Origin of the sequence: Ensifer sp. PDNC004 (genome assembly GCF_016919405.1) — a bacterium.
Taxonomy (GTDB): domain Bacteria; phylum Pseudomonadota; class Alphaproteobacteria; order Rhizobiales; family Rhizobiaceae; genus Ensifer.
The window spans coordinates 1,383,207-1,409,823 of record NZ_CP070353.1 but is presented as its reverse complement, the minus strand read 5'-3'; the positions used below and the strand labels follow the sequence as shown (position 1 = coordinate 1,409,823).

Sequence of the window (26,617 nt, the reverse complement as noted above, 5' to 3'; positions counted from 1 at the left end):
AGCCAATGCGGTTTTAGCTGTTTATGGGGCAGGGGCCGGCGCCCGGGATTTGTCGGCACCCTCGCCAAGCTCAGGGCGTATAGCCCGTAAAGGAGACAGGCATGAACCAAGAGGTCATGAATCTTTTCAATCCGCAGGTGCCTGCACAGACCTTCGATTCCATCCGGATTTCGATCGCCTCGCCGGAGAAGATTCTTTCCTGGTCTTACGGTGAGATCAAGAAGCCGGAGACGATCAACTACCGCACGTTCAAGCCGGAACGCGACGGTCTGTTCTGCGCGCGCATCTTTGGACCGATCAAGGACTACGAGTGCCTGTGCGGCAAGTACAAGCGCATGAAGTACAAGGGCATCATCTGCGAAAAGTGCGGCGTCGAAGTGACGTTGTCGCGCGTTCGCCGTGAGCGCATGGGCCACATCGAGCTCGCCGCTCCCGTTGCCCACATCTGGTTCCTGAAGTCGCTGCCGAGCCGCATTTCGACGCTGCTCGACATGACGCTGAAGGATGTCGAGCGCGTTCTCTACTTCGAAAACTACATCGTCACCGAGCCGGGTCTGACGTCGCTGAAGGAAAACCAGCTCCTCAGCGAAGAAGACTACATGCTCGCCGTTGACGAATTCGGCGAAGACCAGTTCACCGCCATGATCGGCGCCGAAGCGATCTATGAAATGCTCGCTTCGATGAACCTGGAAAAGATCGCCGGCGACCTGCGCGCCGAGCTCGCTGAGACGACCTCGGATCTGAAGCAGAAGAAGCTGATGAAGCGGCTGAAGATCGTCGAGAACTTCATGGATTCCGGCAACCGCCCGGAATGGATGATCATGAAGGTCGTTCCGGTGATCCCGCCGGATCTGCGTCCGCTCGTGCCGCTCGACGGCGGCCGATTCGCGACGTCGGATCTGAACGATCTCTATCGCCGCGTCATCAACCGTAACAACCGTCTGAAGCGCCTGATCGAACTGCGCGCTCCGGGCATCATCATCCGCAACGAAAAACGCATGCTGCAGGAATCTGTCGATGCGCTGTTCGACAACGGCCGTCGTGGCCGCGTCATCACCGGCGCCAACAAGCGTCCGCTGAAGTCGCTGTCCGACATGCTTAAGGGTAAGCAGGGCCGCTTCCGTCAGAACCTGCTCGGCAAGCGCGTCGACTATTCCGGCCGTTCGGTCATCGTGACGGGTCCGGAACTGAAGCTGCACCAGTGCGGCCTGCCGAAGAAGATGGCGCTCGAGCTGTTCAAGCCGTTCATCTATGCGCGTCTTGACGCCAAGGGCTTCTCGTCCACCGTCAAGCAGGCCAAGAAGCTCGTCGAAAAGGAAAAGCCGGAAGTCTGGGATATCCTCGACGAGGTCATCCGCGAGCACCCGGTTCTCCTGAACCGTGCGCCGACGCTGCACCGCCTGGGCATCCAGGCCTTCGAACCGACCCTGGTCGAAGGCAAGGCGATCCAGCTGCACCCGCTCGTCTGCACGGCCTTCAACGCCGACTTCGACGGCGACCAGATGGCCGTTCACGTGCCGCTGTCGCTCGAAGCTCAGCTCGAAGCCCGCGTGCTGATGATGTCGACGAACAACATCCTGCACCCGGCAAACGGCGCACCGATCATCGTTCCGTCGCAGGACATGGTTCTCGGTCTCTACTACTTGTCGATCCTGAACCAGAACGAGCCGGGCGAAGGCATGGCGTTCTCGGACATGGGCGAGCTGCACCACGCGCTCGAAACCAAGGCCGTGACGCTGCACGCCAAGATCCGTGGCCGCTTCAAGACCGTCGACGCCGAGGGCAACCCGGTTTCGAAGATCTATGAAACCACGCCTGGCCGCATGATCATCGGCGAGCTGCTGCCGCGCAACGTCAACGTGCCGTTCGACACCTGCAACCAGGAAATGACCAAGAAGAACATCTCCAAGATGATCGACACGGTCTACCGCCATTGCGGCCAGAAGGACACGGTCATCTTCTGCGACCGCATCATGCAGCTCGGCTTCGCCCATGCTTGCCGCGCCGGCATTTCGTTCGGCAAGGACGACATGGTCATTCCGGACACCAAGGTGAAGATCGTCGGCGACACTGAAGCGCTCGTGAAGGAATACGAGCAGCAGTACAACGACGGCCTCATCACCCAGGGCGAAAAGTACAACAAGGTTGTCGACGCCTGGGGCAAGGCGACCGAAAAGGTCGCCGAAGAAATGATGGCCCGCATCAAGGCGGTCGAGTTCGACGACAATGGTCGCCAGAAGCCGATGAACTCGATCTACATGATGTCGCACTCGGGTGCTCGTGGTTCTCCGAACCAGATGCGCCAGCTGGGCGGCATGCGCGGCCTCATGGCCAAGCCGTCGGGCGAAATCATCGAGACGCCGATCATCTCGAACTTCAAGGAAGGCCTGACCGTTAACGAGTACTTCAACTCGACCCACGGTGCCCGTAAGGGTCTGGCAGACACCGCCTTGAAGACCGCGAACTCCGGTTACCTGACCCGTCGTCTCGTCGACGTGGCGCAGGATTGCATCGTCAACTCCGTCGATTGCGGCACCGACAAGGGCCTCACCATGACGGCGATCGTCGATGCCGGTCAGGTCGTGGCTTCGCTTGGCGCTCGTATTCTCGGCCGTACGGCCCTGGACGACATCGATCACCCGGTCACGGGCGCTCGCATCGTCGATGCCGGCCGGATGATCCTTGAACCGGATGTCATCGAGATCGAAAAGGCTGGTATTCAGTCGATCCGTATCCGCTCTGCGCTGACCTGCGAAATCCAGACGGGCGTTTGCGGCGTCTGCTACGGCCGCGACCTGGCACGTGGTACGCCGGTCAACATGGGCGAAGCGGTTGGCGTTATCGCCGCACAGTCGATCGGTGAACCGGGCACCCAGCTCACCATGCGTACCTTCCACTTGGGTGGTACGGCGACCGTGGTCGACCAGTCGTTCCTGGAAGCGTCTTACGAAGGTACGGTTCAGATCAAGAACCGCAACATGCTGCGCAACTCTGACGGCGTTCTCGTCGCCATGGGTCGTAACATGGCCGTCCAGATCCTGGATGAACGTGGCGTCGAGCGCTCTTCGCAGCGCGTCGCCTACGGCTCGAAGATCCTCGTCGACGATGGCGACAAGGTGAAGCGCGGTCAGCGTCTCGCCGAGTGGGACCCCTACACCCGTCCGATGATGACGGAAGTGGAAGGTACCGTTCACTTCGAAGACGTCGTCGACGGCATCTCGGTTCTGGAAGCGACCGACGAGTCCACCGGCATCACCAAGCGTCAGGTTATCGATTGGCGTTCGACGCCGCGCGGTACCGATCTGAAGCCGGCGATCGTCATCAAGGACAAGAACGGCGCAGTCATGAAGCTGTCGCGTGGTGGCGACGCCCGCTTCATGCTTTCGGTCGACGCCATTCTGTCGGTCGAGCCGGGCACGAAGGTTTCGCAGGGTGACGTGCTTGCACGTTCGCCGCTCGAAAGCGCCAAGACCAAGGACATCACCGGTGGTCTGCCGCGCGTTGCCGAACTGTTCGAAGCACGTCGTCCGAAGGACCATGCCATCATCGCTGAGATCGATGGTACGATCCGCTTCGGCCGCGACTACAAGAACAAGCGTCGCGTTCTGATCGAGCCTGCTGAAGACGGTGTCGAGCCGGTCGAATACCTGATCCCGAAGGGCAAGCCCTTCCATCTTCAGGATGGCGACTACATCGAAAAGGGCGACTACATCCTCGACGGTAACCCGGCGCCGCACGACATCCTGGCGATCAAGGGCGTGGAAGCACTTGCTTCCTACCTGGTCAACGAAATCCAGGAAGTCTACCGACTGCAGGGCGTTGTCATCAACGACAAGCACATCGAGGTGATCGTCCGTCAGATGCTGCAGAAGGTTGAAATCACCGACGCCGGTGACTCGACCTACATCGTCGGCGACAACGTCGACCGCATCGAGCTCGAAGACGTCAACGACGGCCTGATCGAACAGGGCAAGAAGCCGGCTTACGGCGATCCGGTCCTGCTCGGCATCACCAAGGCCTCGCTGCAGACGCCATCGTTCATCTCGGCAGCGTCGTTCCAGGAGACCACGAAGGTCCTGACGGAAGCCGCAATCGCCGGCAAGACCGACGGCCTGCAGGGTCTGAAGGAAAACGTCATCGTCGGCCGTCTGATCCCGGCCGGTACCGGTGGCACGATGACCCAGATCCGTCGCATCGCAACCGCGCGCGACGAAATGATCCTGGAAGAGCGTCGTCGTGGCACGGGTGCGGATGTCGCAACGCCGATGCTCGCCGATCTCGCCAACGAGAACGCGGCAGCCGAGTAATCGGGGAGGGCGGTCTCGCCCTCTTGATCCCAAAAAAGAAGCCGCCGGGAGCAATCCCGGCGGCTTCTTCATGTGTGATGTCTCGTAGCAGGCGGCGGATTTCCCCTCTGCCGGGTCAGCTGAAGCGGATAATCGCGACTTCGCCTTCGAGTGCGCCCTGATAGGCGGAGGCGTGCGGCTCTTCGCTCGGGACGTCGGTCAATGTGCCGATCTGGTCCAGGTCGGCCTCCAGAAAACCTTCTTCGGCGAGCGCGTTGAGCGCTTCGCGCACCGCGGTGTCGTCGTCGGGCGCCTTCAGCATCACGTGAATGTCCACGCCGTCCTCGTCGCCGTCGGTCTCGTAGGCCTTGCCGATGATGATGAACACCATCGGCTCGTCCGGGGCATTGTCGTTGTCTGGGGTGACGGCCATTTTGTTTCCTTTCGAATGGGCTTGGCGCGACCTTAGCGTCCTTTTTGAATCAGCGCGATGGAAATGCAGTGCCGCGCGGACGCTTGCCGTGGAGAGCGAGTCGATCGTGGTGGAAAACCCCCACAAAGTGGTTGCCGATTCCTTAATCCCGTCAGACACTCCGGGCATAGAGGGGCAAACGAGGCGGGCGCCAAGCGCCAAACCATGTGCAAAAGCCTTGTTTTTCAGGCATGCCGGGCGAACGCGCCCGGGAATATTTCTTAATTGCCCTTGACTGTTCGCCTTGAAATCAGTACACCCCGCCGCATCGGAGCCCATGTGAGGCTGGCTGGTTCGGAACGTCGCGTTCTGAAGTTCGCCTCAAACAAGGTTCGAAACGCACGCTGACGACTACAATGCTGCACGCACGACGCACACGATAGTGCGTCCTCTGCTTTATTTGGGGCCATCTGCGGAAAAGGCGGATCGGCCCTTGTTTTGCGCATTTCATGAGGCGTTCGAAACTGCCGGCGACGGCAACGATCCGCCCGCAAGGGTAATGTGACAAGATTTTGCAAGGGATGGGTATATGCCTACCGTAAACCAGCTGATCCGTAAGCCTCGTCAGGCACAGGTAAAGCGCAACAAGGTTCCTGCTCTGCAGGAAAACCCGCAGAAGCGTGGCGTTTGCACCCGCGTTTACACGACGACCCCGAAGAAGCCGAACTCGGCTCTGCGTAAGGTTGCCAAGATTCGCCTGACGAACGGCTTCGAAGTCATCGGCTACATTCCGGGTGAAGGCCACAACCTTCAGGAACACTCGGTCGTGATGATCCGTGGCGGCCGCGTTAAGGACCTTCCGGGCGTTCGTTATCACATCATCCGTGGTGTTCTCGATACCCAGGGCGTCAAGAACCGCAAGCAGCGCCGTTCGAAGTACGGTGCGAAGCGTCCGAAGTAATTCGGTTTTGAAAATCCCGGCGCTGCGCGAGGTCCTCCGCGTGGTAGAGCGCTAAATAGTTTGAAGAGACGAGAAGTATGTCCAGACGTCATAGAGCAGAAAAGCGTGAGATCAACCCGGATCCGAAGTTCGGTGATCTGGTTGTCACGAAGTTCATGAACGCGATCATGCTGCACGGCAAGAAGTCGGTCGCTGAAAGCATCGTTTACGGTGCGTTCGATGCGGTTCAGACCAAGCTGAAGCAGGAGCCGATCGCTGTATTCCATTCCGCGCTCGACAACATCGCGCCGCACGTTGAAGTGCGTTCGCGTCGCGTTGGTGGTGCAACCTACCAGGTTCCGGTCGACGTTCGTCCGGAGCGCCGTCAGGCTCTCGCCATCCGTTGGCTGATCACGGCTGCACGCAAGCGCAACGAAACGACCATGGTTGATCGCCTCTGCGGCGAACTCATGGACGCAGCGAACAACCGTGGTAGCGCCGTGAAGAAGCGCGAAGACACGCACAAGATGGCTGATGCCAACCGTGCGTTCTCGCACTATCGCTGGTAATTCTGGCGCGAACGTCTCAAGAGGCAGTCCACTATGGCACGCGAATACAAAATCGAAGATTACCGTAACTTCGGTATCATGGCGCACATCGACGCCGGCAAGACCACGACGACCGAGCGCATCCTTTACTACACCGGCAAGTCCCACAAGATCGGCGAAGTCCATGACGGCGCCGCTACCATGGACTGGATGGAGCAGGAGCAGGAACGCGGCATCACGATCACGTCTGCTGCGACGACCACCTTCTGGAAGGGTCGTGACGGCAAGGCTCGCCGCTTCAACATTATCGACACCCCCGGCCACGTTGACTTCACCATCGAAGTCGAGCGTTCGCTGCGCGTTCTCGACGGCGCTATCGCGCTTCTCGATGCCAACGCCGGTGTTGAGCCGCAGACGGAAACCGTCTGGCGTCAGGCGGAAAAGTACAACGTTCCGCGCATGATCTTCTGCAACAAGATGGACAAGACCGGCGCGGACTTCTACCGCTCGGTCGAGATGATCAAGACTCGTCTGGGCGCGATTGCCGTCGTCATGCAGCTGCCGATCGGCGCTGAAACCGAGTTCAAGGGTGTTATCGACCTGGTCGAGATGAACGCTCTCGTCTGGCGCGACGAATCGCTCGGCGCCCAGTGGGACGTCGTCGAGATCCCGGACGACATGAAGGACAAGGCTGAAGAATATCGCGAAAAGCTGATCGAGACCGTTGTCGAGATCGACGAAGCCGCGATGGAAGCCTACCTCGAAGGCAACATGCCCTCGAACGACAAGATCCGCGAACTCGTTCGCCGCGGCACCATCGACGTGAAGTTCCACCCGATGTTCTGCGGTACCGCGTTCAAGAACAAGGGCGTTCAGCCGCTTCTCGACGCGGTTGTCGACTACCTGCCGTCGCCGCTCGACATTCCGGCGATCAAGGGCATCGACGCCAAGACCGAAGCTGAAATCGAACGTCATGCTGACGACGCCGAGCCGCTTTCGATGCTCGCGTTCAAGATCATGAACGACCCCTTCGTCGGTTCGCTGACCTTCGCACGCATCTACTCGGGCAAGCTCGAAAAGGGCTCGTCTGTGATGAATACGGTCAAGGAAAAGCGCGAGCGCGTCGGCCGCATGCTGCAGATGCACTCGAACAGCCGTGAAGACATCGAAGAAGCCTTTGCAGGCGACATCGTTGCTCTGGCCGGTCTCAAGGAAACCACCACGGGTGACACGCTCTGCGACCCGCTGAAGCCGGTTATCCTCGAGCGCATGGAATTCCCCGAGCCGGTCATCCAGATCGCGATCGAGCCGAAGTCCAAGGGCGACCAGGAAAAGATGGGCCTCGCGCTCAACCGCCTGGCAGCTGAAGACCCGTCGTTCCGCGTCAAGACCGACCAGGAATCCGGCCAGACGATCATCGCTGGCATGGGCGAACTTCACCTCGACATCATCGTCGACCGTATGCGTCGCGAGTTCAAGGTTGAAGCCAACGTCGGTGCTCCGCAGGTTGCCTACCGCGAAACCATCACGCGTCAGCACGAAGAAGACTACACGCACAAGAAGCAGTCCGGTGGTACCGGTCAGTTCGCGCGCGTCAAGCTCGTGTTCGAACCGAACCCGGATGGCGAAGATTTCGTCTTCGAATCCAAGATCGTCGGCGGTGCTGTTCCGAAGGAATACATCCCGGGCGTTCAGAAGGGTATCGAAAGCGTTCTGTCTTCGGGTCCGCTCGCTGGCTTCCCGATGCTCGGCGTCAAGGCGACGCTCATCGACGGTGCATTCCACGACGTCGACTCGTCGGTTCTCGCCTTCGAAATCGCATCGCGTGCTTGCTTCCGTGAAGCGGCCAAGAAGGCTGGTGCACAGCTTCTCGAGCCGATGATGAAGGTCGAAGTCGTAACGCCGGAAGACTACGTCGGCGACGTTATCGGCGACCTGAACTCCCGCCGTGGCCAGATCCAGGGCCAGGAATCGCGTGGCGTTGCCGTTGTGATCAACGCAAACGTTCCGCTGGCGAACATGTTCAAGTACGTCGACAACCTGCGCTCCATGTCTCAGGGCCGCGCGCAGTACACGATGACCTTCGATCACTACGCGCCGGTTCCGTCGAACGTCGCGCAGGAAATCCAGGCGAAGTATTCCGGTCAGAAGTGACCGGAATACCCAGACGCTGACAGAAGTTAAAAGTTTTCCCCGGTAGGGGATAGAAAACGGAGAGCCGGAAATGGCAAAGAGCAAATTTGAGCGCAACAAGCCGCACGTTAACATTGGCACGATTGGCCACGTTGACCATGGCAAGACGTCGCTGACCGCAGCGATCACGAAGTACTTCGGCGAGTTCAAGGCGTACGACCAGATCGACGCCGCTCCGGAAGAAAAGGCCCGTGGTATCACGATTTCGACGGCCCACGTTGAGTATGAGACGCCGAACCGTCACTACGCTCACGTTGACTGCCCCGGCCACGCCGACTACGTCAAGAACATGATCACCGGTGCAGCGCAGATGGACGGCGCGATCCTGGTTTGCTCGGCTGCTGACGGCCCGATGCCGCAGACCCGCGAGCACATCCTGCTTGCTCGTCAGGTTGGCGTTCCGGCAATCGTCGTGTTCCTCAACAAGGTCGACCAGGTTGACGACGCCGAGCTTCTCGAGCTCGTCGAGCTGGAAGTTCGCGAACTTCTGTCGTCCTACGAATTCCCGGGCGACGACATTCCGATCATCAAGGGCTCGGCTCTTGCTGCTCTGGAAGATTCGGACAAGAAGATCGGCGAAGACGCGATCCGCGAGCTGATGGCTGCTGTTGACGCCTACATCCCGACGCCTGAGCGTCCGATCGACCAGCCGTTCCTGATGCCGATCGAAGACGTGTTCTCGATCTCGGGCCGCGGTACGGTTGTGACCGGTCGCGTTGAGCGCGGCATCGTCAAGGTTGGCGAAGAAGTCGAAATCGTCGGCATCCGCGACACGTCGAAGACGACGGTTACGGGCGTTGAAATGTTCCGCAAGCTGCTCGACCAGGGCCAGGCCGGCGACAACATCGGCGCGCTGATCCGTGGTGTTAACCGTGACGGCGTTGAGCGTGGCCAGATCCTGTGCAAGCCGGGTTCGGTCAAGCCGCACAAGAAGTTCATGGCAGAAGCCTACATCCTGACGAAGGAAGAAGGCGGCCGTCATACGCCGTTCTTCACCAACTACCGTCCGCAGTTCTACTTCCGCACGACGGACGTGACGGGCATCGTCACGCTGCCGGAAGGCACGGAAATGGTTATGCCGGGCGACAACGTCACGGTTGCCGTTGAGCTGATCGTTCCGATCGCGATGGAAGAAAAGCTGCGCTTCGCGATCCGCGAAGGCGGCCGTACCGTCGGCGCCGGCATCGTTGCCTCGATCGTCGAGTAATCGACGAGACTGAGGGCGGGAAGACACAAGGCGCATGTGCTATGCGCCTTGGACATACCCGCCCCGAAAGATTTAGTTGGTCGCACGGCTTGCCGAAGACGACGAAATAGTGCAAATGGCGCCCACGCGTGATTTGCACGGTGCTTCGGCGTTGTGCGCTCACAGAAAGACAGGCCGGCCACGGCCGCTCAAATAGGAAGGGGCAGGGGAAACCCTGTCCCTCCGATCTTTGAAAAGTTAGCGGACTGGCCGAAATTAAACGAAGTTCACTGCGTGTTTTTCCACGGAAACCGCAAGTAACCTGAACAAGGATAAGTCGTATGAACGGCCAGAACATCCGCATCCGCCTCAAGGCGTTTGATCACCGGATCCTCGACGCCTCGACGCGTGAAATCGTGTCGACTGCAAAGCGTACCGGTGCAAGCGTGCGCGGTCCCGTACCGCTGCCGACGCGCATTGAAAAGTTTACGGTCAACCGCTCGCCGCACGTCGACAAGAAGAGCCGTGAACAGTTCGAAATGCGCACCCACAAGCGCCTTCTCGACATCGTAGACCCGACCCCGCAGACCGTTGACGCGCTGATGAAGCTCGACCTGGCTGCCGGCGTCGACGTGGAAATCAAGCTTTAATAAACAAGGAAGGTACGTGGACCTCGGTCCAACGGCTTCCAAAAACGGGCGACCTCAAGATCGGATGATCTCAAGGAAACCTTAAACCAGAGATGTGAAGGGGCTCGCTCCGTCACTAACTCTCAAGAGGAATGAACCAATGCGTTCAGGTGTGATTGCACAGAAAGTGGGAATGACCCGCGTCTATAACGACGCCGGTGAGCATATCCCGGTTACAGTTTTGAAGCTGGAAAGCTGCCAGGTGGTAGCCCAGCGTACGGAAGAAAAGAACGGCTACGTTGCTGTCCAGCTCGGTGCTGGCCGCTCCAAGGTCAAGAACACGCCGAAGGCGATGCGCGGCCACTTTGCCGCTGCCAACGTCGAGCCGAAGGCGAAGCTCGTCGAGTTCCGCGTTTCCGCGGACAACCTGATCGACATCGGTGCAGAACTGACGGCGAACCATTTCGTTGCCGGTCAGCTCGTCGACGTCACCGGTACCACGATCGGTAAGGGCTTTGCCGGCGCCATCAAGCGCCACAACTTCGGCGGTCTGCGTGCAACGCACGGCGTTTCCGTATCGCACCGTTCGCATGGTTCTACCGGTTCCAACCAGGACCCGGGCCGCGTTTGGAAGGGCAAGCGCATGGCTGGTCACATGGGCCAGACGCGCGTTACCACCCAGAACCTGGAAGTCGTATCGACCGATGAAGACCGCGGTCTGATCCTGGTCAAGGGCGCTGTCCCCGGCTCCAAGGGTGCCTGGATCGTCGTTCGTGACGCCATCAAGTCGGGCACCCCGGAAGGCGCTCCGCGTCCGGCCGCTGTGCGCGCCGAAGCATCGAAGTAAGGGAGCCGAGTAATGGATCTCAACGTCAAAACCCTCGAGGGCAAGGACGCAGGAAAGGTTTCCCTTTCGGACGCCATTTTCGGCCTCGAACCCCGTGAAGACATCATTGCCCGCGTCGTTCGCTGGCAGCTCGCCAAGAAGCAGCAGGGCACGCACAAGGCCAAGGGCCGCGCGGAAGTTTCGCGCACCGGCGCCAAGATGTACAAGCAGAAGGGTACGGGCCGCGCCCGCCACCACTCCGCTCGCGCTCCGCAGTTCCGCGGCGGTGGTAAGGCTCATGGCCCGGTTGTCCGCAGCCACGCACACGACCTTCCGAAGAAGGTTCGTGCTCTCGGCCTGCGCCATGCACTCTCGGCCAAGCTGAAGGCTGAAGAGATCATCGTCATCGACGATCTCGTTGCCAAGGAAGCCAAGACCAAGGCACTCGCCGGGGTGTTTGCCTCGCTCGGCCTCACCAACGCTCTCATCATCGGCGGCGCCGAGATCGAGAACAACTTCAAGCTCGCAGCCCAGAACATCCCGAATGTGGACGTTCTGCCGGTTCAGGGCATCAACGTTTACGACATTCTGCGCCGTGGCAAGCTCGTGCTTTCCAAGGCTGCCGTGGAAGCTCTGGAGGAGCGGTTCAAATGACGGATCTTCGCCACTACGACGTGATCGTGTCCCCCTCGATCACTGAAAAGTCGACGCTGGTTTCCGAACAGAACCAGGTCGTCTTCAACGTTGCCAAGGACGCTTCGAAGCCTGAGATCAAGGCTGCTGTCGAAGCTCTGTTCGGCGTCAAGGTTACGGCCGTGAACACGCTGGTCCGCAAGGGCAAGACGAAGCGTTTCCGCGGCTTTGCCGGAAAGCAGAAGGACGTGAAGAAGGCGGTCATCACGCTCGCCGACGGTCAGTCCATCGACGTCTCCACCGGTCTCTAACGGATAGGCCCATTAGGGTAAAAACCCAAAAGGGAACAAGAAAATGGCATTGAAAAATTTCAATCCGACGACCCCGAGCCAGCGTCAGCTGGTCATCGTTGACCGGTCCGGCCTCTACAAGGGCAAGCCGGTCAAGGCGCTGACCGAAGGCCTGTCTTCCAAGGGCGGTCGCAACAACCTCGGTCGCATCACCGTTCGCTTTCAGGGCGGCGGTCACAAGCGCACCTATCGTCTGGTAGACTTCAAGCGTCGCAAGTTCGACGTTGAAGGCACCGTCGAGCGTCTGGAATACGACCCGAACCGCACCGCGTTCATCGCGCTCGTCAACTACGCCGACGGCGAAAAGGCCTACATCCTCGCTCCGCAGCGCCTCGCTGCCGGCGACAAGGTCATCGCTTCGGAGAAGGCCGTTGACGTGAAGCCCGGTAACACGATGCCGCTGCAGTACATTCCGGTCGGCTCCATCATCCACAACGTGGAAATGAAGCCGGGCAAGGGCGGCCAGATGGCCCGCTCCGCCGGTACCTACGCACAGCTCGTTGGCCGCGACCAGGGCATGGCGATCCTTCGCCTGAACTCTGGCGAACAGCGCCTGGTGCATGGTTCCTGCCTCGCATCGATCGGCGCCGTGTCGAACCCCGACCACGGCAACATCAATGACGGTAAGGCTGGTCGTTCGCGTTGGCGTGGCAAGAAGCCGCACGTTCGCGGCGTCGTCATGAACCCGGTTGACCACCCGCACGGCGGTGGTGAAGGCCGTACCTCGGGTGGTCGTCACCCGGTTACCCCGTGGGGCAAGCCCACGAAGGGTAAGCGTACGCGCTCGAACAAGTCGACCGACAAGTTCATCATGCGCTCGCGCCACCAGAAGAAGAAGTAAGAGAGGAAGTCTCGAATGACTCGTTCAGTATGGAAAGGTCCGTTCGTTGACGGTTATCTTCTCAAGAAGGCTGAGAAGGTCCGCGAAGGCGGTCGCAACGAAGTGATCAAGATCTGGAGCCGCCGCTCCACGATCCTTCCGCAGTTTGTCGGTCTCACCTTCGGCGTCTACAACGGCAGCAAGCACGTTCCGGTCAGCGTCAACGAAGACATGGTCGGCCACAAGTTTGGTGAATTCTCTCCGACCCGGACCTACTACGGTCACGGTGCGGACAAGAAGGCAAAGAGGAAGTAACAATGGGCAAGGCAAAAGCCGAACGCCGGCTGAAGGATAATGAGGCGCAGGCAGTTGCGCGCACGATCCGCGTCAGCCCCCAGAAGCTCAACCTGGTTGCCGCGATGATCCGCGGCAAGAAGGTCGATCGCGCTCTGGCCGAACTGGAATTCTCCCGCAAGCGCATTGCAGAGACGGTCAAGAAGACCCTTGAATCTGCCATTGCAAACGCAGAGAACAACCACGATCTCGACGTCGATTCGCTCGTCGTTGCAGAAGCTTACGTTGGCAAGTCGATTGTCATGAAGCGCTTCCACGCTCGTGGTCGCGGCCGTGCATCGCGTGTCGAAAAGCCGTTCTCGCACTTGACGATCGTCGTCCGTGAAGTGGAAGCCAAAGGGGAGGCCGCATAATGGGTCAGAAGATTAATCCAATCGGCTTCCGTCTCGGTATCAACCGGACCTGGGACAGCCGCTGGTTCGCGGACAACGCCGAATACGGCCAGCTTCTTCACGAAGACCTGAAGATCCGCGCTTACCTGATGGAAGAACTCAAGGCTGCCGGCATTGCCAAGGTGGTTATCGAGCGTCCGCACAAGAAGTGCCGCGTCACGATCCACTCTGCTCGTCCGGGCCTGATCATCGGCAAGAAGGGCGCTGACATCGAGAAGCTCCGCAAGAAGCTTTCCGAGATGACCAACTCTGAGACGCACCTCAACATCGTTGAAGTGCGCAAGCCGGAAGTCGACGCAACGCTCGTTGCTCAGTCGATTGCCCAGCAGCTCGAGCGCCGCGTGGCTTTTCGCCGTGCGATGAAGCGCGCTGTTCAGTCGGCCATGCGTCTTGGCGCCGAAGGCATCAAGATCACCTGCGCCGGCCGTCTCGGTGGCGCCGAAATCGCTCGTACCGAATGGTACCGCGAAGGTCGCGTTCCGCTGCACACGCTGCGTGCGGACATCGACTACGGCACGGCTGAAGCGGAAACCGCTTTCGGTATCTGCGGCATCAAGGTCTGGATCTTCAAGGGCGAAATCCTTGAGCACGATCCGATGGCTTCCGAGCGTCGCGCGATCGAAAGTGACAACCAGGGCCCGGCAGGCCGTGATCGCGACCGTGGCGATCGTGACCGCCGTCGTGAAAACGCGTAACATTCGCGTTTGGCAGCCAATATCGGAGAAGTAAAAAAATGTTGCAGCCAAAGCGTACGAAGTATCGCAAGCAGTTCAAGGGCCGCATCAAGGGCGTAGCCAAGGGCGGATCTGATCTCGCTTTCGGTGAATTCGGCCTTAAGGCTCAGGAACCCAACCGCGTGAATGCACGCGAGATCGAAGCGGCCCGCCGCGCGATCACGCGCCACATGAAGCGCGCCGGCCGCGTCTGGATCCGTGTGTTCCCTGACGTTCCGGTTACCGCCAAGCCGACGGAAGTCCGCATGGGTAAGGGTAAGGGGTCGGTCGAATACTGGGCATGCAAGGTCAAGCCCGGCCGAATGATGTTTGAGATCGATGGTGTCAGCGAAGAACTTGCCCGTGAGGCACTTCGTCTTGGCGCTGCCAAGCTCTCTGTCAAGACGCGCTTCGTGCAGCGTATCGCAGAGTAAGGAGTGAACTCATGAAAGCTGTAGATGTTCGCGCCCTGAGCGCCGATCAACTCAACGAAGAGCTCGCCAAGCTGAAGAAGGAGCAGTTCAACCTGCGCTTCCAGAAGGCAACCGGCCAGCTCGAGAAGTCTTCGCGTATCAACGAAGTCCGCAAGGACATCGCACGCGTCAAAACCATTGCCCGCCAGAAGGCGGCAGAAGCCAAGGCCTAAGGACCAGAAAATATGCCGAAACGCATTCTGCAGGGCACTGTTGTCAGCGACAAGAACGACAAGACCGTCGTCGTACGGGTCGAGCGCCGCTTTGCGCACCCGATCCTCCAGAAGACCGTCCGTCGCTCGAAGAAGTACAAGGCGCATGACGAAAACAACCAGTACAAGGTTGGTGACGTCGTTTCCATCGAGGAATGCGCGCCGATCTCGAAGGATAAGCGCTGGACGGTAGTCGCCGCCCACGCTTGATTTCAGCAGGTTTTGACGCCAAGACCCTTGCGTCTTGGGAAAATACCTGTATGAAGCACGCAATTGAAGCAGGGGAACGCTCGATTCCGGGCGTTCTTTTGCTTTGAGATGAGCACTATAAGCCGGGCGAGGGGGTTTCGACCCAACCGGCCTGGTAACAACAAGAAGGCGACCTGACATGATTCAGATGCAAACAAACCTCGACGTGGCGGATAATTCCGGCGCACGTCGTGTCATGTGCATCAAGGTGCTGGGCGGCTCCAAGCGCAAGTATGCGTCGGTCGGCGACATCATTGTCGTTTCGATCAAGGAAGCCATTCCGCGCGGCCGCGTAAAGAAGGGTGATGTCATGAAGGCTGTTGTCGTTCGCACTGCGAAGGACATCCGCCGTCCGGATGGCTCTGTCATCCGTTTTGACACCAACGCAGCCGTTCTTATCGATAACAAGAAAGAGCCGATCGGCACCCGTATCTTCGGACCGGTTCCGCGCGAACTTCGCGCCAAGAACCACATGAAGATCATCTCGCTGGCTCCAGAAGTACTCTAAGGGAGCGTTAAGAGATGCAAAAGATCCGTAAAGGCGACAAAGTCGTCGTTCTCACCGGTAAGGACAAGGGTCGTACCGGCGAAGTCGTACAGGTAATGCCGAAGGAAGACCGGGCTGTCGTGCGTGGCGTAAACATGGTGAAGCGTCACCAGCGCCAGACCCAGAGCCAGGAAGCCGGCATCATCAACAAGGAAGCCTCGATCCATCTTTCGAACATCGCGATTGCCGATCCGAAGGATGGCAAGCCGACCCGCGTCGGTTTCAAGATCGATGGCGACAAGAAGGTCCGCGTGGCCAAGCGTTCGGGAGTAGTGATCGATGGCTAAGTCCGCTTACGAGCCGCGGCTCAAGAAGGAATATGTCGAGCGTATTCGTGCGGCTATGCAGGAGAAGTTCTCCTACGCCAACGAAATGCAGATCCCGCGCCTCGACAAGATCGTCATCAACATGGGTGTTGGCGAATCGACGGGCGACTCCAAGAAGCCGACCGTTGCTGCTGCCGACCTCGCAGCGATTGCTGGCCAGAAGCCGGTAATCACCCGCGCTCGCAACTCCATCGCAGGCTTCAAGCTTCGCGAAGGCATGCCGATTGGTGCCAAGGTTACCCTGCGCGGCGTTCGGATGTTTGAGTTCCTCGATCGTCTCGTGAACATCGCTCTTCCGCGTGTTCGCGACTTCCGTGGCCTCAACCCGAAGTCCTTTGACGGACGTGGCAACTTCGCCATGGGCGTCAAGGAACACATTGTGTTCCCTGAGATCAACTACGACAAGGTTGATCAGATGTGGGGCATGGACATCATCGTTTGCACGACGGCTACTAACGACGACGAAGCTCGTGCTCTGCTCGCAGAGTTCAACTTCCCGTTCCGTCAGTAATCCGTAACGACAAGCGTAAAGAAGGATAACTTTAATGGCGAAAACGAGCGCAGTTGAAAAGAACAAGCGCCGCCGCAAATTGGTTGCCTCGCAGGCTGCAAAGCGTGCCGCTCTGAAGGCGACCATCATGAACCAGTCTCTGCCGATTGAAGAGCGGTTCAAGGCAACCATCAAGCTGGCAGGCCTGCCGCGCGATGGATCCAAGACCCGCATCCGCAACCGTTGCGAAGTTACCGGCCGTCCGCGCGCCTTCTATCGTAAACTTCGTATGTCGCGTATTGCGCTTCGCGAACTGGGCAACCTCGGCAAGGTGCCGGGTATTGTCAAGTCGAGCTGGTAAGGAGACGGGCACATGGCAATGACTGATCCGCTGGGCGATATGCTCACCCGTATCCGTAACGGCGCGGCTCGCCGCAAGTCGAGCGTTTCCACGCCGGCTTCGAAGCTCCGTGCACGTGTTCTGGATGTTCTTCAGGCTGAAGGCTACATCCGCGGGTACTCCGAAGTCGTATTCGGCAACGGCAAGGCCGAGCTGAACATCGAACTGAAGTACTACGAAGGCGCTTCCGTGATCCGTGAGATCGGCCGCGTTTCCAAGCCGGGCCGCCGAGTTTATGTCTCGGTTAAGTCCATTCCGCAGGTCGCGAACGGCCTCGGCATCACCATCCTTTCGACCCCGAAGGGCGTGATGGCCGATCATCAGGCACGCGAACAGAATGTTGGTGGCGAGATCCTTTGCTCCGTCTTCTAATCGAAGACGGTAGCAAGTTCTCCATAGCGAACAGACAGGTATAAAAATGTCTCGTATCGGTAAGAAGCCCGTTCAGGTTCCGGCAGGCGTCACGGCAAGCGTTGATGGCCAGAAGGTAACGGCGAAGGGCCCGAAGGGCGAACTGTTCTTCGTTGCAAACGACGAAGTCTCGGTAAAGCTCGAAGAAAATGCGGTTGTTGTACAGCCGCTCAGCCAGAGCAAGGATGCTCGTTCGAAGTGGGGCATGTCCCGCACGATGATCGAGAACATCTTCAAGGGCGTCAAGGACGGTTACGAGCGCAAGCTCGAAATCAACGGCGTTGGTTATCGTGCGTCGATGCAGGGCAAGAACCTGCAGCTGGCGCTCGGCTTCAGCCACGACGTCGTCTACCAGACGCCGGAAGGCATCACGATTGCTGTTCCGAAGCCGACCGAAATCATCGTGTCCGGCATCAACAAGCAGCAGGTCGGCCAGGTTGCCGCGGAAATCCGCGAATACCGTGGCCCCGAGCCCTACAAGGGCAAGGGCGTCAAGTATGCCGAAGAGCGGATTGTCCGCAAAGAAGGCAAGAAGAAGTAAGGATCACGCGAAATGGCTAGCAGGAAAGATACTCTTGTGCGTCGCGCCAACCGCGTGCGCCGTCAAATCAAGGCGGTCGCCAATGGCCGTCCGCGCCTGTCGGTTCATCGCTCGTCGAAGAACATCTACGTACAGGTCATCGACGACGTGGCCGGCAAGACGCTTGCGTCTGCCTCCACCCTCGATACCGATCTGCGTTCGTCGTTGAAGACGGGCGCCGACACGGCAGCTGCTGCTGCCGTCGGCAAGCTCATCGCTGAGCGCGCCGTAAAGGCTGGCGTCAAGGACGTTGTCTTTGATCGTGGCGCCTTCATCTATCACGGCCGCATCAAGGCTTTGGCCGATGCTGCCCGTGAAGGTGGTCTGAACTTCTGATCGGTTGCCAGGCGGGCGTTGCGCCTGCCTGGCACTCTCATAGGTTTCCGGTCGCATCCGATCCATCGGACGGGGGCGACTTTTGTCAATCTGCCGATTGCACCCGGAAAAGAAAAAGGAAAAGGACAATGGCACAGGAAAGAAAGGGTTCTCGCGAAGATCGCCAGAACCGCGAAGAGCGCGACAGCGAATTTGTCGATAAGCTCGTAGCAATTAACCGCGTCGCCAAGGTGGTGAAGGGCGGTCGTCGTTTCGGTTTCGCCGCTCTCGTCGTCGTTGGCGACCAGAAGGGCCGCGTTGGCTTCGGTCATGGCAAGGCACGCGAAGTGCCGGAAGCCATCCGCAAGGCAACCGAAGCCGCAAAGCGCGACCTGATTTTCGTCCCGCTGCGTGGTGGTCGTACCCTGCATCACGACGTTCACGGTCGTCATGGCGCCGGCAAGGTGCTGCTGCGTTCGGCCAAGGCCGGTACCGGTATCATCGCTGGTGGCCCGATGCGCGCCGTCTTCGAAACGCTCGGCGTTCATGACGTCGTTGCCAAGTCGACCGGTTCGTCGAACCCCTACAACATGGTTCGCGCAACGTTCGACGCCCTCAAGAACCAGATGCACCCGAAGGACATCGCAGCTCAGCGCGGCATGAAGTACGCCACGCTCCAGGCTCGTCGTGTTGCCTCCGGCGCTGCTTCCGAAGAATAAGGGAGCTGACAGATGGCTAAGAAAGAAGTCGCAGCGAAGACCGTTACCGTCGAGCAGATCGGTAGCCCCATTCGCCGTCCGGCCGTACAGCGTCAGACGCTGATCGGCCTGGGCCTCAACAAGATGCACCGGGTTCGCACGCTGGAAGACACTCCGTCTGTCCGCGGCATGATCCGGACGGTCCAGCACCTCGTTCGCGTCGTCGACGAGAAGTGAGGGGGATAAGCTCATGAAACTGAATGAAATCAAGGACAACGAAGGCTCGACCCACAGCCGTAAGCGTCTTGGCCGTGGTATCGGCTCGGGCTCCGGCAAGACCGCCGGTCGCGGTGTGAAGGGTCAGAAGGCTCGTTCGGGCGTTGCGATCAACGGCTTCGAAGGCGGCCAGATGCCGATCTACCGTCGTCTGCCGAAGCGCGGCTTCAACAACATCTTCGCTTCGGAGTTTGTTGTCGTGTCGCTCGGCCGTATCCAGACGGCAATCGACGCCAAGAAGCTCGACGCTTCCAAGACCGTTGACGCAGCTGCCCTCAAGGCTGCCGGCGTCATCCGTCGCGAAAAGGACGGCGTCCGCGTTCTGGCCGACGGCGAACTGAAGGCGAAGGTTTCGCTCGAAGTTGCCGGCGCTTCCAAGTCTGCGATCGAAAAGATCGAAAAGGCTGGCGGCTCGATCAAGCTGCTCGCAGCGGCTGCTGAATAATATTATTGATGAACCGCCCGGGGTGCTTCACTCCGGGCGGTTTTGCTCCCATATGTGAGCCTCACGTCCGCAAGCGCGAATCGCTCGCCGCGGCGGACATAGCGGAAACCACGGTGAGGCATCCGATTGCAGACACAATCGCCTCGCGTCCGGTTTTCAAGACGAAAAGTTAGTCCTTCCGGAACGGACCGGGTGTTCCCGCTGATTCCGAGATTTGGTACGCGGAGAATTGCATGGCTTCTGCAGCGGAACAGCTCGCCTCGAACCTGAATTTCTCGACTTTCGCCAAGGCGGAAGATCTGAAGAAACGGCTCTGGTTCACGCTTGGTGCGCTTCTGGTTTACCGTCTTGGCACCTATATCCCGCTGCCCGGTCTTAACCCGGAAGCGTTTGCCCAGGCATTCCGCGGCCAGAGCGGCGGCATCCTCGGCCTCTTCAACATGTTTTCCGGCGGTGCAGTTGAGCGCATGGCGATCTTCGCGCTCGGCATCATGCCCTATATCTCTGCGTCGATCATCGTTCAGCTGATGACCTCTGTCGTTCCTGCACTGGAACAGCTGAAGAAGGAAGGCGAGCAGGGCCGCAAGATCATCAACCAGTACACCCGTTACGGCACGGTGCTTCTCGGCACGGCGCAGGCTTACGCCATCGCGGTCGGCCTCGAGAGCGGCAACGGCCTCGTCAACGATCCGGGTTGGTTCTTCCGTATTTCGACCGTCATTTCTCTGCTTGGCGGCACCATGTTCCTGATGTGGCTCGGTGAGCAGATCACATCGCGCGGCATCGGCAACGGCATCTCGCTGATCATTTTCGCCGGTATCGTCGCCCATCTGCCGACGGCTCTGGCCGGCACGCTCGAACTCGGACGCACCGGCGCACTGTCGACCCCGCTGATCCTCGCGATCATCGTCATGGTCGTCGGCGTCATCGCGCTCATCGTGTTCGTTGAGCGCGCCCAGCGGCGGCTTCTGATCCAGTATCCGAAGCGACAGGTCGGCAACCGCATGTTCCAGGGCGACACCTCGCACCTGCCGCTGAAGCTCAACACATCGGGCGTCATCCCGGCAATCTTTGCGTCGTCGCTGCTGCTTCTGCCGGCAACGCTTGCAGGCTTTGCCAATACCGCGACGCTGCCGGGCTGGGCGACCACCGTTGTTGGCGCGCTTGCGCACGGCAAGCCGCTCTACATGGTGCTCTACGGTGCGATGATCGCGTTCTTCGCCTTCTTCTACACGGCGATCGTCTTCAATCCGAAGGACACGGCCGACAATCTGAAGAAGCACGGCGGCTTCATCCCGGGCATTCGTCCGGGCGAGCGTACCGCGGAATACATCGATTATGTCCTGACGCGCATCACCGTGATCGGTGCGGCCTATCTGATCTTCGTCTGCATTCTGCCGGAAGTTCTGATCGCTCAGACCGGCGTGCCGTTCTACCTTGGTGGTACGTCGCTTTTGATTGTTGTCAGCGTCACCCTTGATACGGTAGCACAGATCCAGGGCCACCTCATCGCACAGCAATATGAGGGGCTGATCAAGAAGTCGAAGCTGCGCGGAGGAAAGAGGGGACGATGAGACTGATTTTTTTGGGACCGCCGGGCGCTGGCAAGGGGACACAGGCCAAGCTTCTGACGGAGAGATACGGCATTCCGCAGCTTTCCACAGGAGATATGCTGCGGGCGGCCGTCGCCCAGGCGACCGAAGTCGGCAAGCGTGCCAAGGCGGTCATGGATGCCGGTCAGCTGGTATCCGATGAGATCGTCAACGAAATCGTGTCGGATCGCATCGACCAGCCGGACTGTGTGAAGGGGTTCATCCTAGACGGTTACCCGCGCACGGTTCCGCAGGCGATCGCGCTCGGCAAGATGCTCGAGGGCAAGGGCCTGAAGCTCGATGCCGTAATCGAGCTCAAGGTCGACGAGGCAGCCCTTGTAAAGCGGATGGAGAATCGCGTAGCGGAAACCATCGCAGCCGGCGGCACCGTTCGTTCGGACGACAATCCGGAAGCCTTCAAGCGCCGGTTGACCGAGTACCGCGAAAAGACGGCGCCGCTCTCTGAGCATTACGCCGGAACGGGGCAACTCAGAACGGTCGATGGCATGGCGGAAGTGAACACCGTCACCGCCGAGATCGAGAAGATTCTGGCTTAGACACTGGTCTTTGCCGAAAAGGAAGTGCCGGGGAGTTGACTTTTCCGGCCGATTCCGCCAAAGACAGCGCCAACTCGCGACATGAGAGCGGTCGGCGCGGTCTTCAAAGAAAATGAAGTCCGGGTACGGTCGTTTTTGACGTGTCTCGAACCTCAATCAACGTGCGGCTCTTCGAGGTCGCGTAACGAAGCACCTATTGCCGGATGGCAACTGGAACGCAAGGAGAATAGACGTGGCACGTATCGCTGGCGTCAACATCCCGACGGCAAAGCGCGTAGTTATTGCGCTGACCTACATTCACGGGATCGGCCCGAAATTCGCACAGGAAATCATCGAGAAGGTCGGTATCCCGGCTGATCGTCGCGTGCATCAGCTGACGGACGCTGAAGTCCTGCAGATCCGCGAAACGATCGACCGCGACTACCAGGTCGAAGGCGACCTGCGTCGCGAGACCTCGATGAACATCAAGCGCCTGATGGACCTCGGCTGCTACCGCGGCCTGCGTCACCGTCGTGGCCTTCCGGTTCGCGGTCAGCGCACCCACACCAACGCTCGCACCCGCAAGGGTCCGGCGAAGGCGATTGCCGGTAAGAAGAAGTAATTTCCCGAAAAGGGAGATTGGGAGGCTGGTGTCAAACACCGGCCTCCTTTTGCAGTTTGGAAGGGCGTTTGCCTGACCTTTGTTCGGCCGATCCGGCCGGGCGATATGTTCGCAGGGCGATACTTCGTCCTGCGGGAAGTGAAGATGCAGGGCAGGGGACGTCAAATCCTTTTCCCGGTGGAGCCGCTGGAATTACGGCGGTGCAGAGATCTAAGAAAGGGATCCTATGGCCAAGGAAGCCACCCGCGTTCGCCGTCGCGAACGCAAGAACATCACGTCTGGCGTTGCGCACGTCAATTCGTCGTTCAACAACACCATGATCACCATCACCGACGCACAGGGCAACGCGATTGCCTGGTCGTCTGCCGGTGCCAAGGGTTTCAAGGGTTCGCGTAAGTCGACCCCGTTTGCCGCACAGATCGCCGCTGAAGACTGCGCCAAGAAGGCTCAGGAACACGGCATGAAGTCGCTGGAAGTCGAAGTTTGCGGTCCGGGTTCCGGCCGTGAATCCGCTCTTCGCGCGCTGCAGGCTGCGGGCTTCATGATCACCTCGATCCGCGATGTGACCCCGATCCCGCACAACGGCTGCCGCCCGCGCAAGAAGCGCCGCGTCTGATCATATGCATTCAACATGCCGGTGAGGGCGCAGACGCGCGCTCCCGGTCTTCGGGGCTCGGTTGTCACGATTGGATGGTGGCAACGAACGGAAGGCAGAAAACATGATCCAGAAGAATTGGCAGGAACTGATCAAGCCGAACAAGGTGGAGTTCGTCTCCTCCGGCCGCACCAAGGCAACGCTGGTTGCGGAACCGCTTGAACGCGGCTTCGGTCTGACGCTCGGCAACGCGCTTCGCCGCGTGCTGCTGTCGTCTCTGCGCGGTGCTGCTGTCACCGCAGTGCAGATCGACGGCGTCCTGCACGAGTTCTCCTCTATCCCGGGCGTCCGGGAAGATGTGACGGACATCGTGCTCAACATCAAGGAAATCGCCATCAAGATGGATGGCGACGACGCAAAGCGCATGGTTGTGCGCAAGCAGGGCCCAGGCGTTGTAACCGCCGGTGACATCCAGACGGTTGGCGATATCGAAATCCTCAACCCGAACCACGTGATCTGCACCCTCGACGAGGGCGCCGAGATCCGCATGGAATTCACCGTCAACAACGGCAAGGGCTACGTTCCGGCAGATCGCAACCGTTCGGAAGATGCTCCGATCGGCCTGATCCCGGTCGACAGCCTGTACTCGCCGGTCAAGAAAGTGTCCTACAAGGTGGAAAACACCCGCGAAGGCCAGGTTCTTGACTACGACAAGCTGACGATGTCCATCGAGACGGACGGCTCCGTCACCGGTGAAGATGCGATCGCATTTGCGGCCCGCATCCTTCAGGACCAGCTGTCGGTCTTCGTCAATTTCGACGAGCCGCAGAAGGAAGCAGAGGAAGAGGCAGTTACCGAACTCGCCTTCAACCCGGCGCTTCTCAAGAAGGTCGACGAACTGGAACTTTCGGTCCGTTCGGCCAACTGCCTGAAGAACGACAACATCGTCTACATCGGCGACCTCATTCAGAAGACCGAAGCAGAAATGCTCCGCACGCCGAATTTTGGTCGCAAGTCGCTGAACGAAATCAAGGAAGTTCTCGCTTCCATGGGCCTGCACCTCGGCATGGAAGTGCCGTCCTGGCCGCCTGAGAACATCGAAGATCTCGCCAAGCGTTACGAAGACCAATACTAACCATTAGACTGCGGGCGAATGCCTGCAAGTGAAGGAGAATAGCCATGCGCCACGGTAAAGCCGGCCGCAAGCTGAATAGAACCGCCAGCCACCGCAAGGCGATGTTTGCCAACATGGCAGCTTCGCTGATCGAACACGAGCAGATCGTTACGACCCTGCCGAAGGCTAAGGAAATCCGCCCGATCGTCGAGAAGCTCGTCACGCTCGGCAAGCGCGGTGACCTGCATGCTCGCCGCCAGGCGATCTCGCAGATCCGCGACGCCGCTGTCGTTGCCAAGCTGTTCGACACGATCGCATCGCGTTACGCCACCCGCAACGGCGGCTACCTGCGCATCATGAAGGCTGGCTTCCGTCACGGCGACAACGCCGCGCTCGCCGTCATCGAATTCGTTGACCGCGACGTCTCGGCAAAGGGCGCGAAGGATCTCGCCCGCGTTGCCGCAGAAGCTGAAGCTGCCGAAGCAGCCTAAGCCAATCGAAGGCAGAAAATTGAAGCGGCCGGGTGTTCGTCACCCGGCCGCTTTTTCTTTGGGCGTATTTTCGTTGGCCCCGTCGTTTGAGCGCACGCCTGACAGCGCGCCCGCTCAGACGCCGTTTCGCTGACATGCGATCGGGGGGCGTTGTTGAGGGCGGGACGAAGAGCGCCTCAGGCGCTTTCGGTAGCGGTCCTCGTCGGCGCATTGGCGGCCTGGCGCTTGCGCCGCAGATAGGGTTTGCGCACCAGCCGCCAGGCGAGCAACAGCGCAACGAGCCCGAGATAAAGCAGCTGTTCCGGGCCGATGACCTTCACCGACATCGAGAAATGCAGGGCGCCGGCGGCGGTGATCACGTAGGCCAGGCGGTGAAGTTTGTTCCACCGCGCACCGAGCCTGCGGATCGACCAGTTGTTGGACGTGAGCGCCAGCGGGATCAGCATGACGAGCGCGGCCATGCCGATGGTGATGAAGGGGCGGCGGGCGATATCGGCCAGTATGCTCGGGAAGTTTAGCCGCTGATCGAGCAGCATGTAGGCAAAGAAGTGCATCAGCACATAGTAGAAGGCGAGTAGCCCGACTGCCCGGCGGTAGCGCAGCCAGTTGATGCCGAAGAGGTCGCGGATCGGCGAGATCGCCAACGTCGCGACGAGGAAGCGCAGCGCCCAGAGGCCGAGCAGGTGTTCGAATTCCTTGACCGGGTTTCCGGGCAGTTGGCCCGTAGCGCCGAGATAGAATGCGTAGGCGGCCGGCAGCAGCCCGAGGCCGTAGAGCGCCCAGACCGAGGCTGAATGGTAACGCTTTGCAAGGGTGGGCAGGCGGGCCATGATCAATAGTTCGCTCTGAGATCCATGCCGGCATAAAGCCCGGCCACCTCGTCGGCATAGCCGTTGAAGGGCAGGGTGTCGCGCCGGTTGGAGCCGAAGAAGCCACCACCGCCGATGCGGTTTTCCGTTGCCTGGCTCCAGCGGGGATGATCGACCGCCGGATTGACGTTGGCAAAGAAGCCGTACTCGTTCGGCGCCGAGAGGTTCCAGGTCGAGGGCGGCTGTGTTTCCGTCAGGGAAATGCGCACGATCGACTTGATCCCCTTGAAGCCGTATTTCCACGGAGTGACCAGCCGAACCGGCGCGCCGTTCTGGTTGGGAAGCGTCTTGCCGTAGACGCCCACGGACAGCAGTGTCAGCGGGTGACGGGCCTCGTCGAGCCTCAACCCCTCGCGATAGGGCCAGGGCAACGGCTGGAAGAAACCGGATTGGCCCGGCATTTCGGATGGCCGCACCACGGTCTCGAACGAGACATATTTGGCGCTGCCGAGCGGCTCGACCTTGTCGAGCAGCGCCGAGAGCTGAAACCCGGTCCAGGGGATCACCATCGACCAGGCTTCGACACAGCGCATGCGGTAGACGCGCTCTTCGATCGGCAACGCCAAGAGCTCTTCGAGCCCGAATTCCTTCGGCTTGCCGACGAGGCCATCGACCTTCACGGTCCATGGCGTTGGCTTGAAGCTGTTCGAATTGGCCGCAGGGTCGCCCTTGCCGGTCCCGAACTCATAGAAATTGTTGTAGCTGGTGACGTCGGCCTCGGGCGTCAGGTCCTCGTCGACGGTGTATTTGCCCTTGGGCGCGCTGAGTGCGGCCGCGAGCCCCGTACCGCTTCCCGCAAGCAGCACGCCGCCGGCGGCAGCCCCGAGGAAGGTGCGGCGGTTGAAAAAGATGGCCTCCGGGGTGATTTCGGAGGAAACGATTCGCGGCGGACGGTAAGATGGCATGGTCTTTTCCGAAGTGATTTATGAGCCTTGTCTTGTATGAATTCAGCAGACTTTCGATCACCGTGAAAGGGGTTGCGAACCACGTTTTTGTGCGTAGCGCGTGAAGCCGGCGACTTTGCGTATCCTGCGCCAACATTTGCCTTTTTTCCCGCGAAATCCTATCTGAACGTAGCCGCGACGAATAGGAGA

35 protein-coding genes are annotated in these 26,617 nt (G+C 59.6%); 32 read left to right on the top strand and 3 right to left on the bottom strand.

The window, feature by feature from the left end:
- The first annotated feature begins 101 nt into the window (after positions 1-101).
- Positions 102-4,307: a DNA-directed RNA polymerase subunit beta' gene (rpoC, locus tag JVX98_RS15120; RefSeq protein WP_043626302.1), complete on the top strand. Its 4,206-nt coding sequence runs from the start codon at positions 102-104 to the stop codon at positions 4,305-4,307.
- Between the two features lie 115 nt (positions 4,308-4,422).
- Here the strand turns inward: rpoC and JVX98_RS15115 are convergent, their stop codons facing one another.
- A complete protein-coding gene (locus tag JVX98_RS15115; protein WP_034795498.1) occupies positions 4,423-4,719 on the bottom strand; it encodes a hypothetical protein in 297 nt (98 codons plus the stop codon).
- Positions 4,720-5,287: 568 nt separating this feature from the next.
- On the opposite strand from JVX98_RS15115, the gene rpsL reads away from it, so the two are divergent.
- The 31 genes from rpsL to rplQ all read left to right on the top strand — a co-directional run bounded on the left by rpsL (position 5,288) and on the right by rplQ (position 24,654).
- Positions 5,288-5,659, top strand: a complete 372-nt coding sequence (gene rpsL, locus JVX98_RS15110; RefSeq protein ID WP_003507760.1) for a 30S ribosomal protein S12 — start codon at positions 5,288-5,290, stop codon at positions 5,657-5,659.
- Positions 5,660-5,736: 77 nt separating this feature from the next.
- Complete coding sequence (gene rpsG, locus JVX98_RS15105) at positions 5,737-6,207, top strand: 30S ribosomal protein S7 (RefSeq protein ID WP_043626305.1); 471 nt, start codon at positions 5,737-5,739, stop codon at positions 6,205-6,207.
- A gap of 33 nt (positions 6,208-6,240) precedes the next feature.
- Positions 6,241-8,340, top strand: coding sequence for an elongation factor G (gene fusA / locus JVX98_RS15100; protein WP_192447224.1), 2,100 nt, complete (start codon positions 6,241-6,243; stop codon positions 8,338-8,340).
- 70 nt (positions 8,341-8,410) lie between these two features.
- Positions 8,411-9,586, top strand: coding sequence for an elongation factor Tu (gene tuf, locus JVX98_RS15095; RefSeq protein ID WP_034795467.1), 1,176 nt, complete (start codon positions 8,411-8,413; stop codon positions 9,584-9,586).
- Positions 9,587-9,906: 320 nt separating this feature from the next.
- Entirely contained in the window at positions 9,907-10,215 is a 309-nt protein-coding gene (rpsJ, locus tag JVX98_RS15090; protein WP_003507767.1) for a 30S ribosomal protein S10, read from the top strand.
- Positions 10,216-10,354: 139 nt separating this feature from the next.
- Positions 10,355-11,041: a 50S ribosomal protein L3 gene (rplC, locus tag JVX98_RS15085; RefSeq protein WP_034795518.1), complete on the top strand. Its 687-nt coding sequence runs from the start codon at positions 10,355-10,357 to the stop codon at positions 11,039-11,041.
- 12 nt (positions 11,042-11,053) lie between these two features.
- A complete protein-coding gene (gene rplD / locus JVX98_RS15080) occupies positions 11,054-11,674 on the top strand; it encodes a 50S ribosomal protein L4 (RefSeq protein WP_034795521.1) in 621 nt (206 codons plus the stop codon).
- Entirely contained in the window at positions 11,671-11,964 is a 294-nt protein-coding gene (locus tag JVX98_RS15075) for a 50S ribosomal protein L23 (RefSeq protein ID WP_034795524.1), read from the top strand. The genes rplD and JVX98_RS15075 overlap by 4 nt, the downstream gene beginning before the upstream one ends.
- Positions 11,965-12,007: 43 nt before the next feature.
- Positions 12,008-12,844 (top strand): 50S ribosomal protein L2, encoded by an 837-nt coding sequence (gene rplB / locus JVX98_RS15070; protein ID WP_043623402.1) that lies wholly within the window; start codon positions 12,008-12,010, stop codon positions 12,842-12,844.
- A 15-nt stretch (positions 12,845-12,859) separates the two neighbouring features.
- Complete coding sequence (gene rpsS / locus JVX98_RS15065) at positions 12,860-13,138, top strand: 30S ribosomal protein S19 (protein ID WP_018239488.1); 279 nt, start codon at positions 12,860-12,862, stop codon at positions 13,136-13,138.
- Between the two features lie 2 nt (positions 13,139-13,140).
- Positions 13,141-13,530: a 50S ribosomal protein L22 gene (gene rplV / locus JVX98_RS15060; protein ID WP_034795534.1), complete on the top strand. Its 390-nt coding sequence runs from the start codon at positions 13,141-13,143 to the stop codon at positions 13,528-13,530.
- On the top strand, positions 13,530-14,264 hold the full coding sequence (gene rpsC / locus JVX98_RS15055) for a 30S ribosomal protein S3 (RefSeq protein ID WP_113541392.1): 735 nt from the start codon (positions 13,530-13,532) through the stop codon (positions 14,262-14,264). The genes rplV and rpsC overlap by 1 nt, the downstream gene beginning before the upstream one ends.
- A gap of 38 nt (positions 14,265-14,302) precedes the next feature.
- Complete coding sequence (gene rplP, locus JVX98_RS15050) at positions 14,303-14,716, top strand: 50S ribosomal protein L16 (RefSeq protein ID WP_011975175.1); 414 nt, start codon at positions 14,303-14,305, stop codon at positions 14,714-14,716.
- An 11-nt stretch (positions 14,717-14,727) separates the two neighbouring features.
- Positions 14,728-14,928 (top strand): 50S ribosomal protein L29, encoded by a 201-nt coding sequence (rpmC, locus tag JVX98_RS15045; protein ID WP_034795543.1) that lies wholly within the window; start codon positions 14,728-14,730, stop codon positions 14,926-14,928.
- 12 nt (positions 14,929-14,940) lie between these two features.
- Positions 14,941-15,177, top strand: a complete 237-nt coding sequence (gene rpsQ / locus JVX98_RS15040; RefSeq protein WP_034795546.1) for a 30S ribosomal protein S17 — start codon at positions 14,941-14,943, stop codon at positions 15,175-15,177.
- Positions 15,178-15,355: 178 nt separating this feature from the next.
- Positions 15,356-15,724 carry a 50S ribosomal protein L14 gene (rplN, locus tag JVX98_RS15035; protein WP_034795548.1) on the top strand — a complete coding sequence of 123 codons (369 nt, stop codon included), beginning with the start codon at positions 15,356-15,358 and terminating at the stop codon, positions 15,722-15,724.
- 14 nt (positions 15,725-15,738) lie between these two features.
- On the top strand, positions 15,739-16,050 hold the full coding sequence (gene rplX, locus JVX98_RS15030; protein WP_025426674.1) for a 50S ribosomal protein L24: 312 nt from the start codon (positions 15,739-15,741) through the stop codon (positions 16,048-16,050).
- Positions 16,043-16,600 (top strand): 50S ribosomal protein L5, encoded by a 558-nt coding sequence (rplE, locus tag JVX98_RS15025; protein WP_043623396.1) that lies wholly within the window; start codon positions 16,043-16,045, stop codon positions 16,598-16,600. The genes rplX and rplE overlap by 8 nt, the downstream gene beginning before the upstream one ends.
- A gap of 34 nt (positions 16,601-16,634) precedes the next feature.
- On the top strand, positions 16,635-16,940 hold the full coding sequence (gene rpsN, locus JVX98_RS15020) for a 30S ribosomal protein S14 (protein ID WP_034795562.1): 306 nt from the start codon (positions 16,635-16,637) through the stop codon (positions 16,938-16,940).
- Positions 16,941-16,952: 12 nt separating this feature from the next.
- Positions 16,953-17,351 (top strand): 30S ribosomal protein S8, encoded by a 399-nt coding sequence (gene rpsH, locus JVX98_RS15015; RefSeq protein ID WP_025426677.1) that lies wholly within the window; start codon positions 16,953-16,955, stop codon positions 17,349-17,351.
- 46 nt (positions 17,352-17,397) lie between these two features.
- Complete coding sequence (gene rplF / locus JVX98_RS15010; protein ID WP_043623391.1) at positions 17,398-17,931, top strand: 50S ribosomal protein L6; 534 nt, start codon at positions 17,398-17,400, stop codon at positions 17,929-17,931.
- Positions 17,932-17,943: 12 nt separating this feature from the next.
- Positions 17,944-18,306 carry a 50S ribosomal protein L18 gene (gene rplR, locus JVX98_RS15005; protein WP_043623388.1) on the top strand — a complete coding sequence of 121 codons (363 nt, stop codon included), beginning with the start codon at positions 17,944-17,946 and terminating at the stop codon, positions 18,304-18,306.
- Between the two features lie 128 nt (positions 18,307-18,434).
- Positions 18,435-19,004, top strand: coding sequence for a 30S ribosomal protein S5 (gene rpsE, locus JVX98_RS15000; RefSeq protein ID WP_065776805.1), 570 nt, complete (start codon positions 18,435-18,437; stop codon positions 19,002-19,004).
- 12 nt (positions 19,005-19,016) lie between these two features.
- Entirely contained in the window at positions 19,017-19,220 is a 204-nt protein-coding gene (gene rpmD / locus JVX98_RS14995) for a 50S ribosomal protein L30 (RefSeq protein WP_043623384.1), read from the top strand.
- 13 nt (positions 19,221-19,233) lie between these two features.
- Positions 19,234-19,704, top strand: a complete 471-nt coding sequence (gene rplO, locus JVX98_RS14990; protein WP_034795576.1) for a 50S ribosomal protein L15 — start codon at positions 19,234-19,236, stop codon at positions 19,702-19,704.
- Between the two features lie 233 nt (positions 19,705-19,937).
- Entirely contained in the window at positions 19,938-21,278 is a 1,341-nt protein-coding gene (gene secY / locus JVX98_RS14985) for a preprotein translocase subunit SecY (protein ID WP_043623382.1), read from the top strand.
- Positions 21,275-21,853 (top strand): adenylate kinase, encoded by a 579-nt coding sequence (locus JVX98_RS14980; protein WP_205239092.1) that lies wholly within the window; start codon positions 21,275-21,277, stop codon positions 21,851-21,853. The genes secY and JVX98_RS14980 overlap by 4 nt, the downstream gene beginning before the upstream one ends.
- 232 nt (positions 21,854-22,085) lie before the next feature.
- Positions 22,086-22,454 carry a 30S ribosomal protein S13 gene (gene rpsM / locus JVX98_RS14975; protein ID WP_034795586.1) on the top strand — a complete coding sequence of 123 codons (369 nt, stop codon included), beginning with the start codon at positions 22,086-22,088 and terminating at the stop codon, positions 22,452-22,454.
- A 226-nt stretch (positions 22,455-22,680) separates the two neighbouring features.
- On the top strand, positions 22,681-23,070 hold the full coding sequence (rpsK, locus tag JVX98_RS14970; protein WP_003536496.1) for a 30S ribosomal protein S11: 390 nt from the start codon (positions 22,681-22,683) through the stop codon (positions 23,068-23,070).
- A gap of 103 nt (positions 23,071-23,173) precedes the next feature.
- Positions 23,174-24,184 (top strand): DNA-directed RNA polymerase subunit alpha, encoded by a 1,011-nt coding sequence (locus JVX98_RS14965; protein WP_034795592.1) that lies wholly within the window; start codon positions 23,174-23,176, stop codon positions 24,182-24,184.
- A gap of 44 nt (positions 24,185-24,228) precedes the next feature.
- Positions 24,229-24,654, top strand: a complete 426-nt coding sequence (rplQ, locus tag JVX98_RS14960) for a 50S ribosomal protein L17 (protein ID WP_034795595.1) — start codon at positions 24,229-24,231, stop codon at positions 24,652-24,654.
- Positions 24,655-24,830: 176 nt separating this feature from the next.
- Here the strand turns inward: rplQ and msrQ are convergent, their stop codons facing one another.
- Both msrQ and msrP read right to left on the bottom strand, forming a co-directional pair.
- Positions 24,831-25,484, bottom strand: a complete 654-nt coding sequence (msrQ, locus tag JVX98_RS14955; protein ID WP_205239091.1) for a protein-methionine-sulfoxide reductase heme-binding subunit MsrQ — start codon at positions 25,482-25,484, stop codon at positions 24,831-24,833.
- A 2-nt stretch (positions 25,485-25,486) separates the two neighbouring features.
- A complete protein-coding gene (gene msrP / locus JVX98_RS14950) occupies positions 25,487-26,428 on the bottom strand; it encodes a protein-methionine-sulfoxide reductase catalytic subunit MsrP (protein ID WP_043623375.1) in 942 nt (313 codons plus the stop codon).
- Between the last annotated feature and the right edge of the window lie 189 nt (positions 26,429-26,617).

Coding starts and splice junctions, on each gene's coding strand:
- rpoC (WP_043626302.1), top strand. CDS start 102: ATGAACCAAGAGGTCATGAATCTTTTCAATCCGCAGGTGCCTGCACAG.
- JVX98_RS15115 (WP_034795498.1), bottom strand. CDS start 4,719: ATGGCCGTCACCCCAGACAACGACAATGCCCCGGACGAGCCGATGGTG.
- rpsL (WP_003507760.1), top strand. CDS start 5,288: ATGCCTACCGTAAACCAGCTGATCCGTAAGCCTCGTCAGGCACAGGTA.
- rpsG (WP_043626305.1), top strand. CDS start 5,737: ATGTCCAGACGTCATAGAGCAGAAAAGCGTGAGATCAACCCGGATCCG.
- fusA (WP_192447224.1), top strand. CDS start 6,241: ATGGCACGCGAATACAAAATCGAAGATTACCGTAACTTCGGTATCATG.
- tuf (WP_034795467.1), top strand. CDS start 8,411: ATGGCAAAGAGCAAATTTGAGCGCAACAAGCCGCACGTTAACATTGGC.
- rpsJ (WP_003507767.1), top strand. CDS start 9,907: ATGAACGGCCAGAACATCCGCATCCGCCTCAAGGCGTTTGATCACCGG.
- rplC (WP_034795518.1), top strand. CDS start 10,355: ATGCGTTCAGGTGTGATTGCACAGAAAGTGGGAATGACCCGCGTCTAT.
- rplD (WP_034795521.1), top strand. CDS start 11,054: ATGGATCTCAACGTCAAAACCCTCGAGGGCAAGGACGCAGGAAAGGTT.
- JVX98_RS15075 (WP_034795524.1), top strand. CDS start 11,671: ATGACGGATCTTCGCCACTACGACGTGATCGTGTCCCCCTCGATCACT.
- rplB (WP_043623402.1), top strand. CDS start 12,008: ATGGCATTGAAAAATTTCAATCCGACGACCCCGAGCCAGCGTCAGCTG.
- rpsS (WP_018239488.1), top strand. CDS start 12,860: ATGACTCGTTCAGTATGGAAAGGTCCGTTCGTTGACGGTTATCTTCTC.
- rplV (WP_034795534.1), top strand. CDS start 13,141: ATGGGCAAGGCAAAAGCCGAACGCCGGCTGAAGGATAATGAGGCGCAG.
- rpsC (WP_113541392.1), top strand. CDS start 13,530: ATGGGTCAGAAGATTAATCCAATCGGCTTCCGTCTCGGTATCAACCGG.
- rplP (WP_011975175.1), top strand. CDS start 14,303: ATGTTGCAGCCAAAGCGTACGAAGTATCGCAAGCAGTTCAAGGGCCGC.
- rpmC (WP_034795543.1), top strand. CDS start 14,728: ATGAAAGCTGTAGATGTTCGCGCCCTGAGCGCCGATCAACTCAACGAA.
- rpsQ (WP_034795546.1), top strand. CDS start 14,941: ATGCCGAAACGCATTCTGCAGGGCACTGTTGTCAGCGACAAGAACGAC.
- rplN (WP_034795548.1), top strand. CDS start 15,356: ATGATTCAGATGCAAACAAACCTCGACGTGGCGGATAATTCCGGCGCA.
- rplX (WP_025426674.1), top strand. CDS start 15,739: ATGCAAAAGATCCGTAAAGGCGACAAAGTCGTCGTTCTCACCGGTAAG.
- rplE (WP_043623396.1), top strand. CDS start 16,043: ATGGCTAAGTCCGCTTACGAGCCGCGGCTCAAGAAGGAATATGTCGAG.
- rpsN (WP_034795562.1), top strand. CDS start 16,635: ATGGCGAAAACGAGCGCAGTTGAAAAGAACAAGCGCCGCCGCAAATTG.
- rpsH (WP_025426677.1), top strand. CDS start 16,953: ATGGCAATGACTGATCCGCTGGGCGATATGCTCACCCGTATCCGTAAC.
- rplF (WP_043623391.1), top strand. CDS start 17,398: ATGTCTCGTATCGGTAAGAAGCCCGTTCAGGTTCCGGCAGGCGTCACG.
- rplR (WP_043623388.1), top strand. CDS start 17,944: ATGGCTAGCAGGAAAGATACTCTTGTGCGTCGCGCCAACCGCGTGCGC.
- rpsE (WP_065776805.1), top strand. CDS start 18,435: ATGGCACAGGAAAGAAAGGGTTCTCGCGAAGATCGCCAGAACCGCGAA.
- rpmD (WP_043623384.1), top strand. CDS start 19,017: ATGGCTAAGAAAGAAGTCGCAGCGAAGACCGTTACCGTCGAGCAGATC.
- rplO (WP_034795576.1), top strand. CDS start 19,234: ATGAAACTGAATGAAATCAAGGACAACGAAGGCTCGACCCACAGCCGT.
- secY (WP_043623382.1), top strand. CDS start 19,938: ATGGCTTCTGCAGCGGAACAGCTCGCCTCGAACCTGAATTTCTCGACT.
- JVX98_RS14980 (WP_205239092.1), top strand. CDS start 21,275: ATGAGACTGATTTTTTTGGGACCGCCGGGCGCTGGCAAGGGGACACAG.
- rpsK (WP_003536496.1), top strand. CDS start 22,681: ATGGCCAAGGAAGCCACCCGCGTTCGCCGTCGCGAACGCAAGAACATC.
- JVX98_RS14965 (WP_034795592.1), top strand. CDS start 23,174: ATGATCCAGAAGAATTGGCAGGAACTGATCAAGCCGAACAAGGTGGAG.
- rplQ (WP_034795595.1), top strand. CDS start 24,229: ATGCGCCACGGTAAAGCCGGCCGCAAGCTGAATAGAACCGCCAGCCAC.
- msrQ (WP_205239091.1), bottom strand. CDS start 25,484: ATGGCCCGCCTGCCCACCCTTGCAAAGCGTTACCATTCAGCCTCGGTC.
- msrP (WP_043623375.1), bottom strand. CDS start 26,428: ATGCCATCTTACCGTCCGCCGCGAATCGTTTCCTCCGAAATCACCCCG.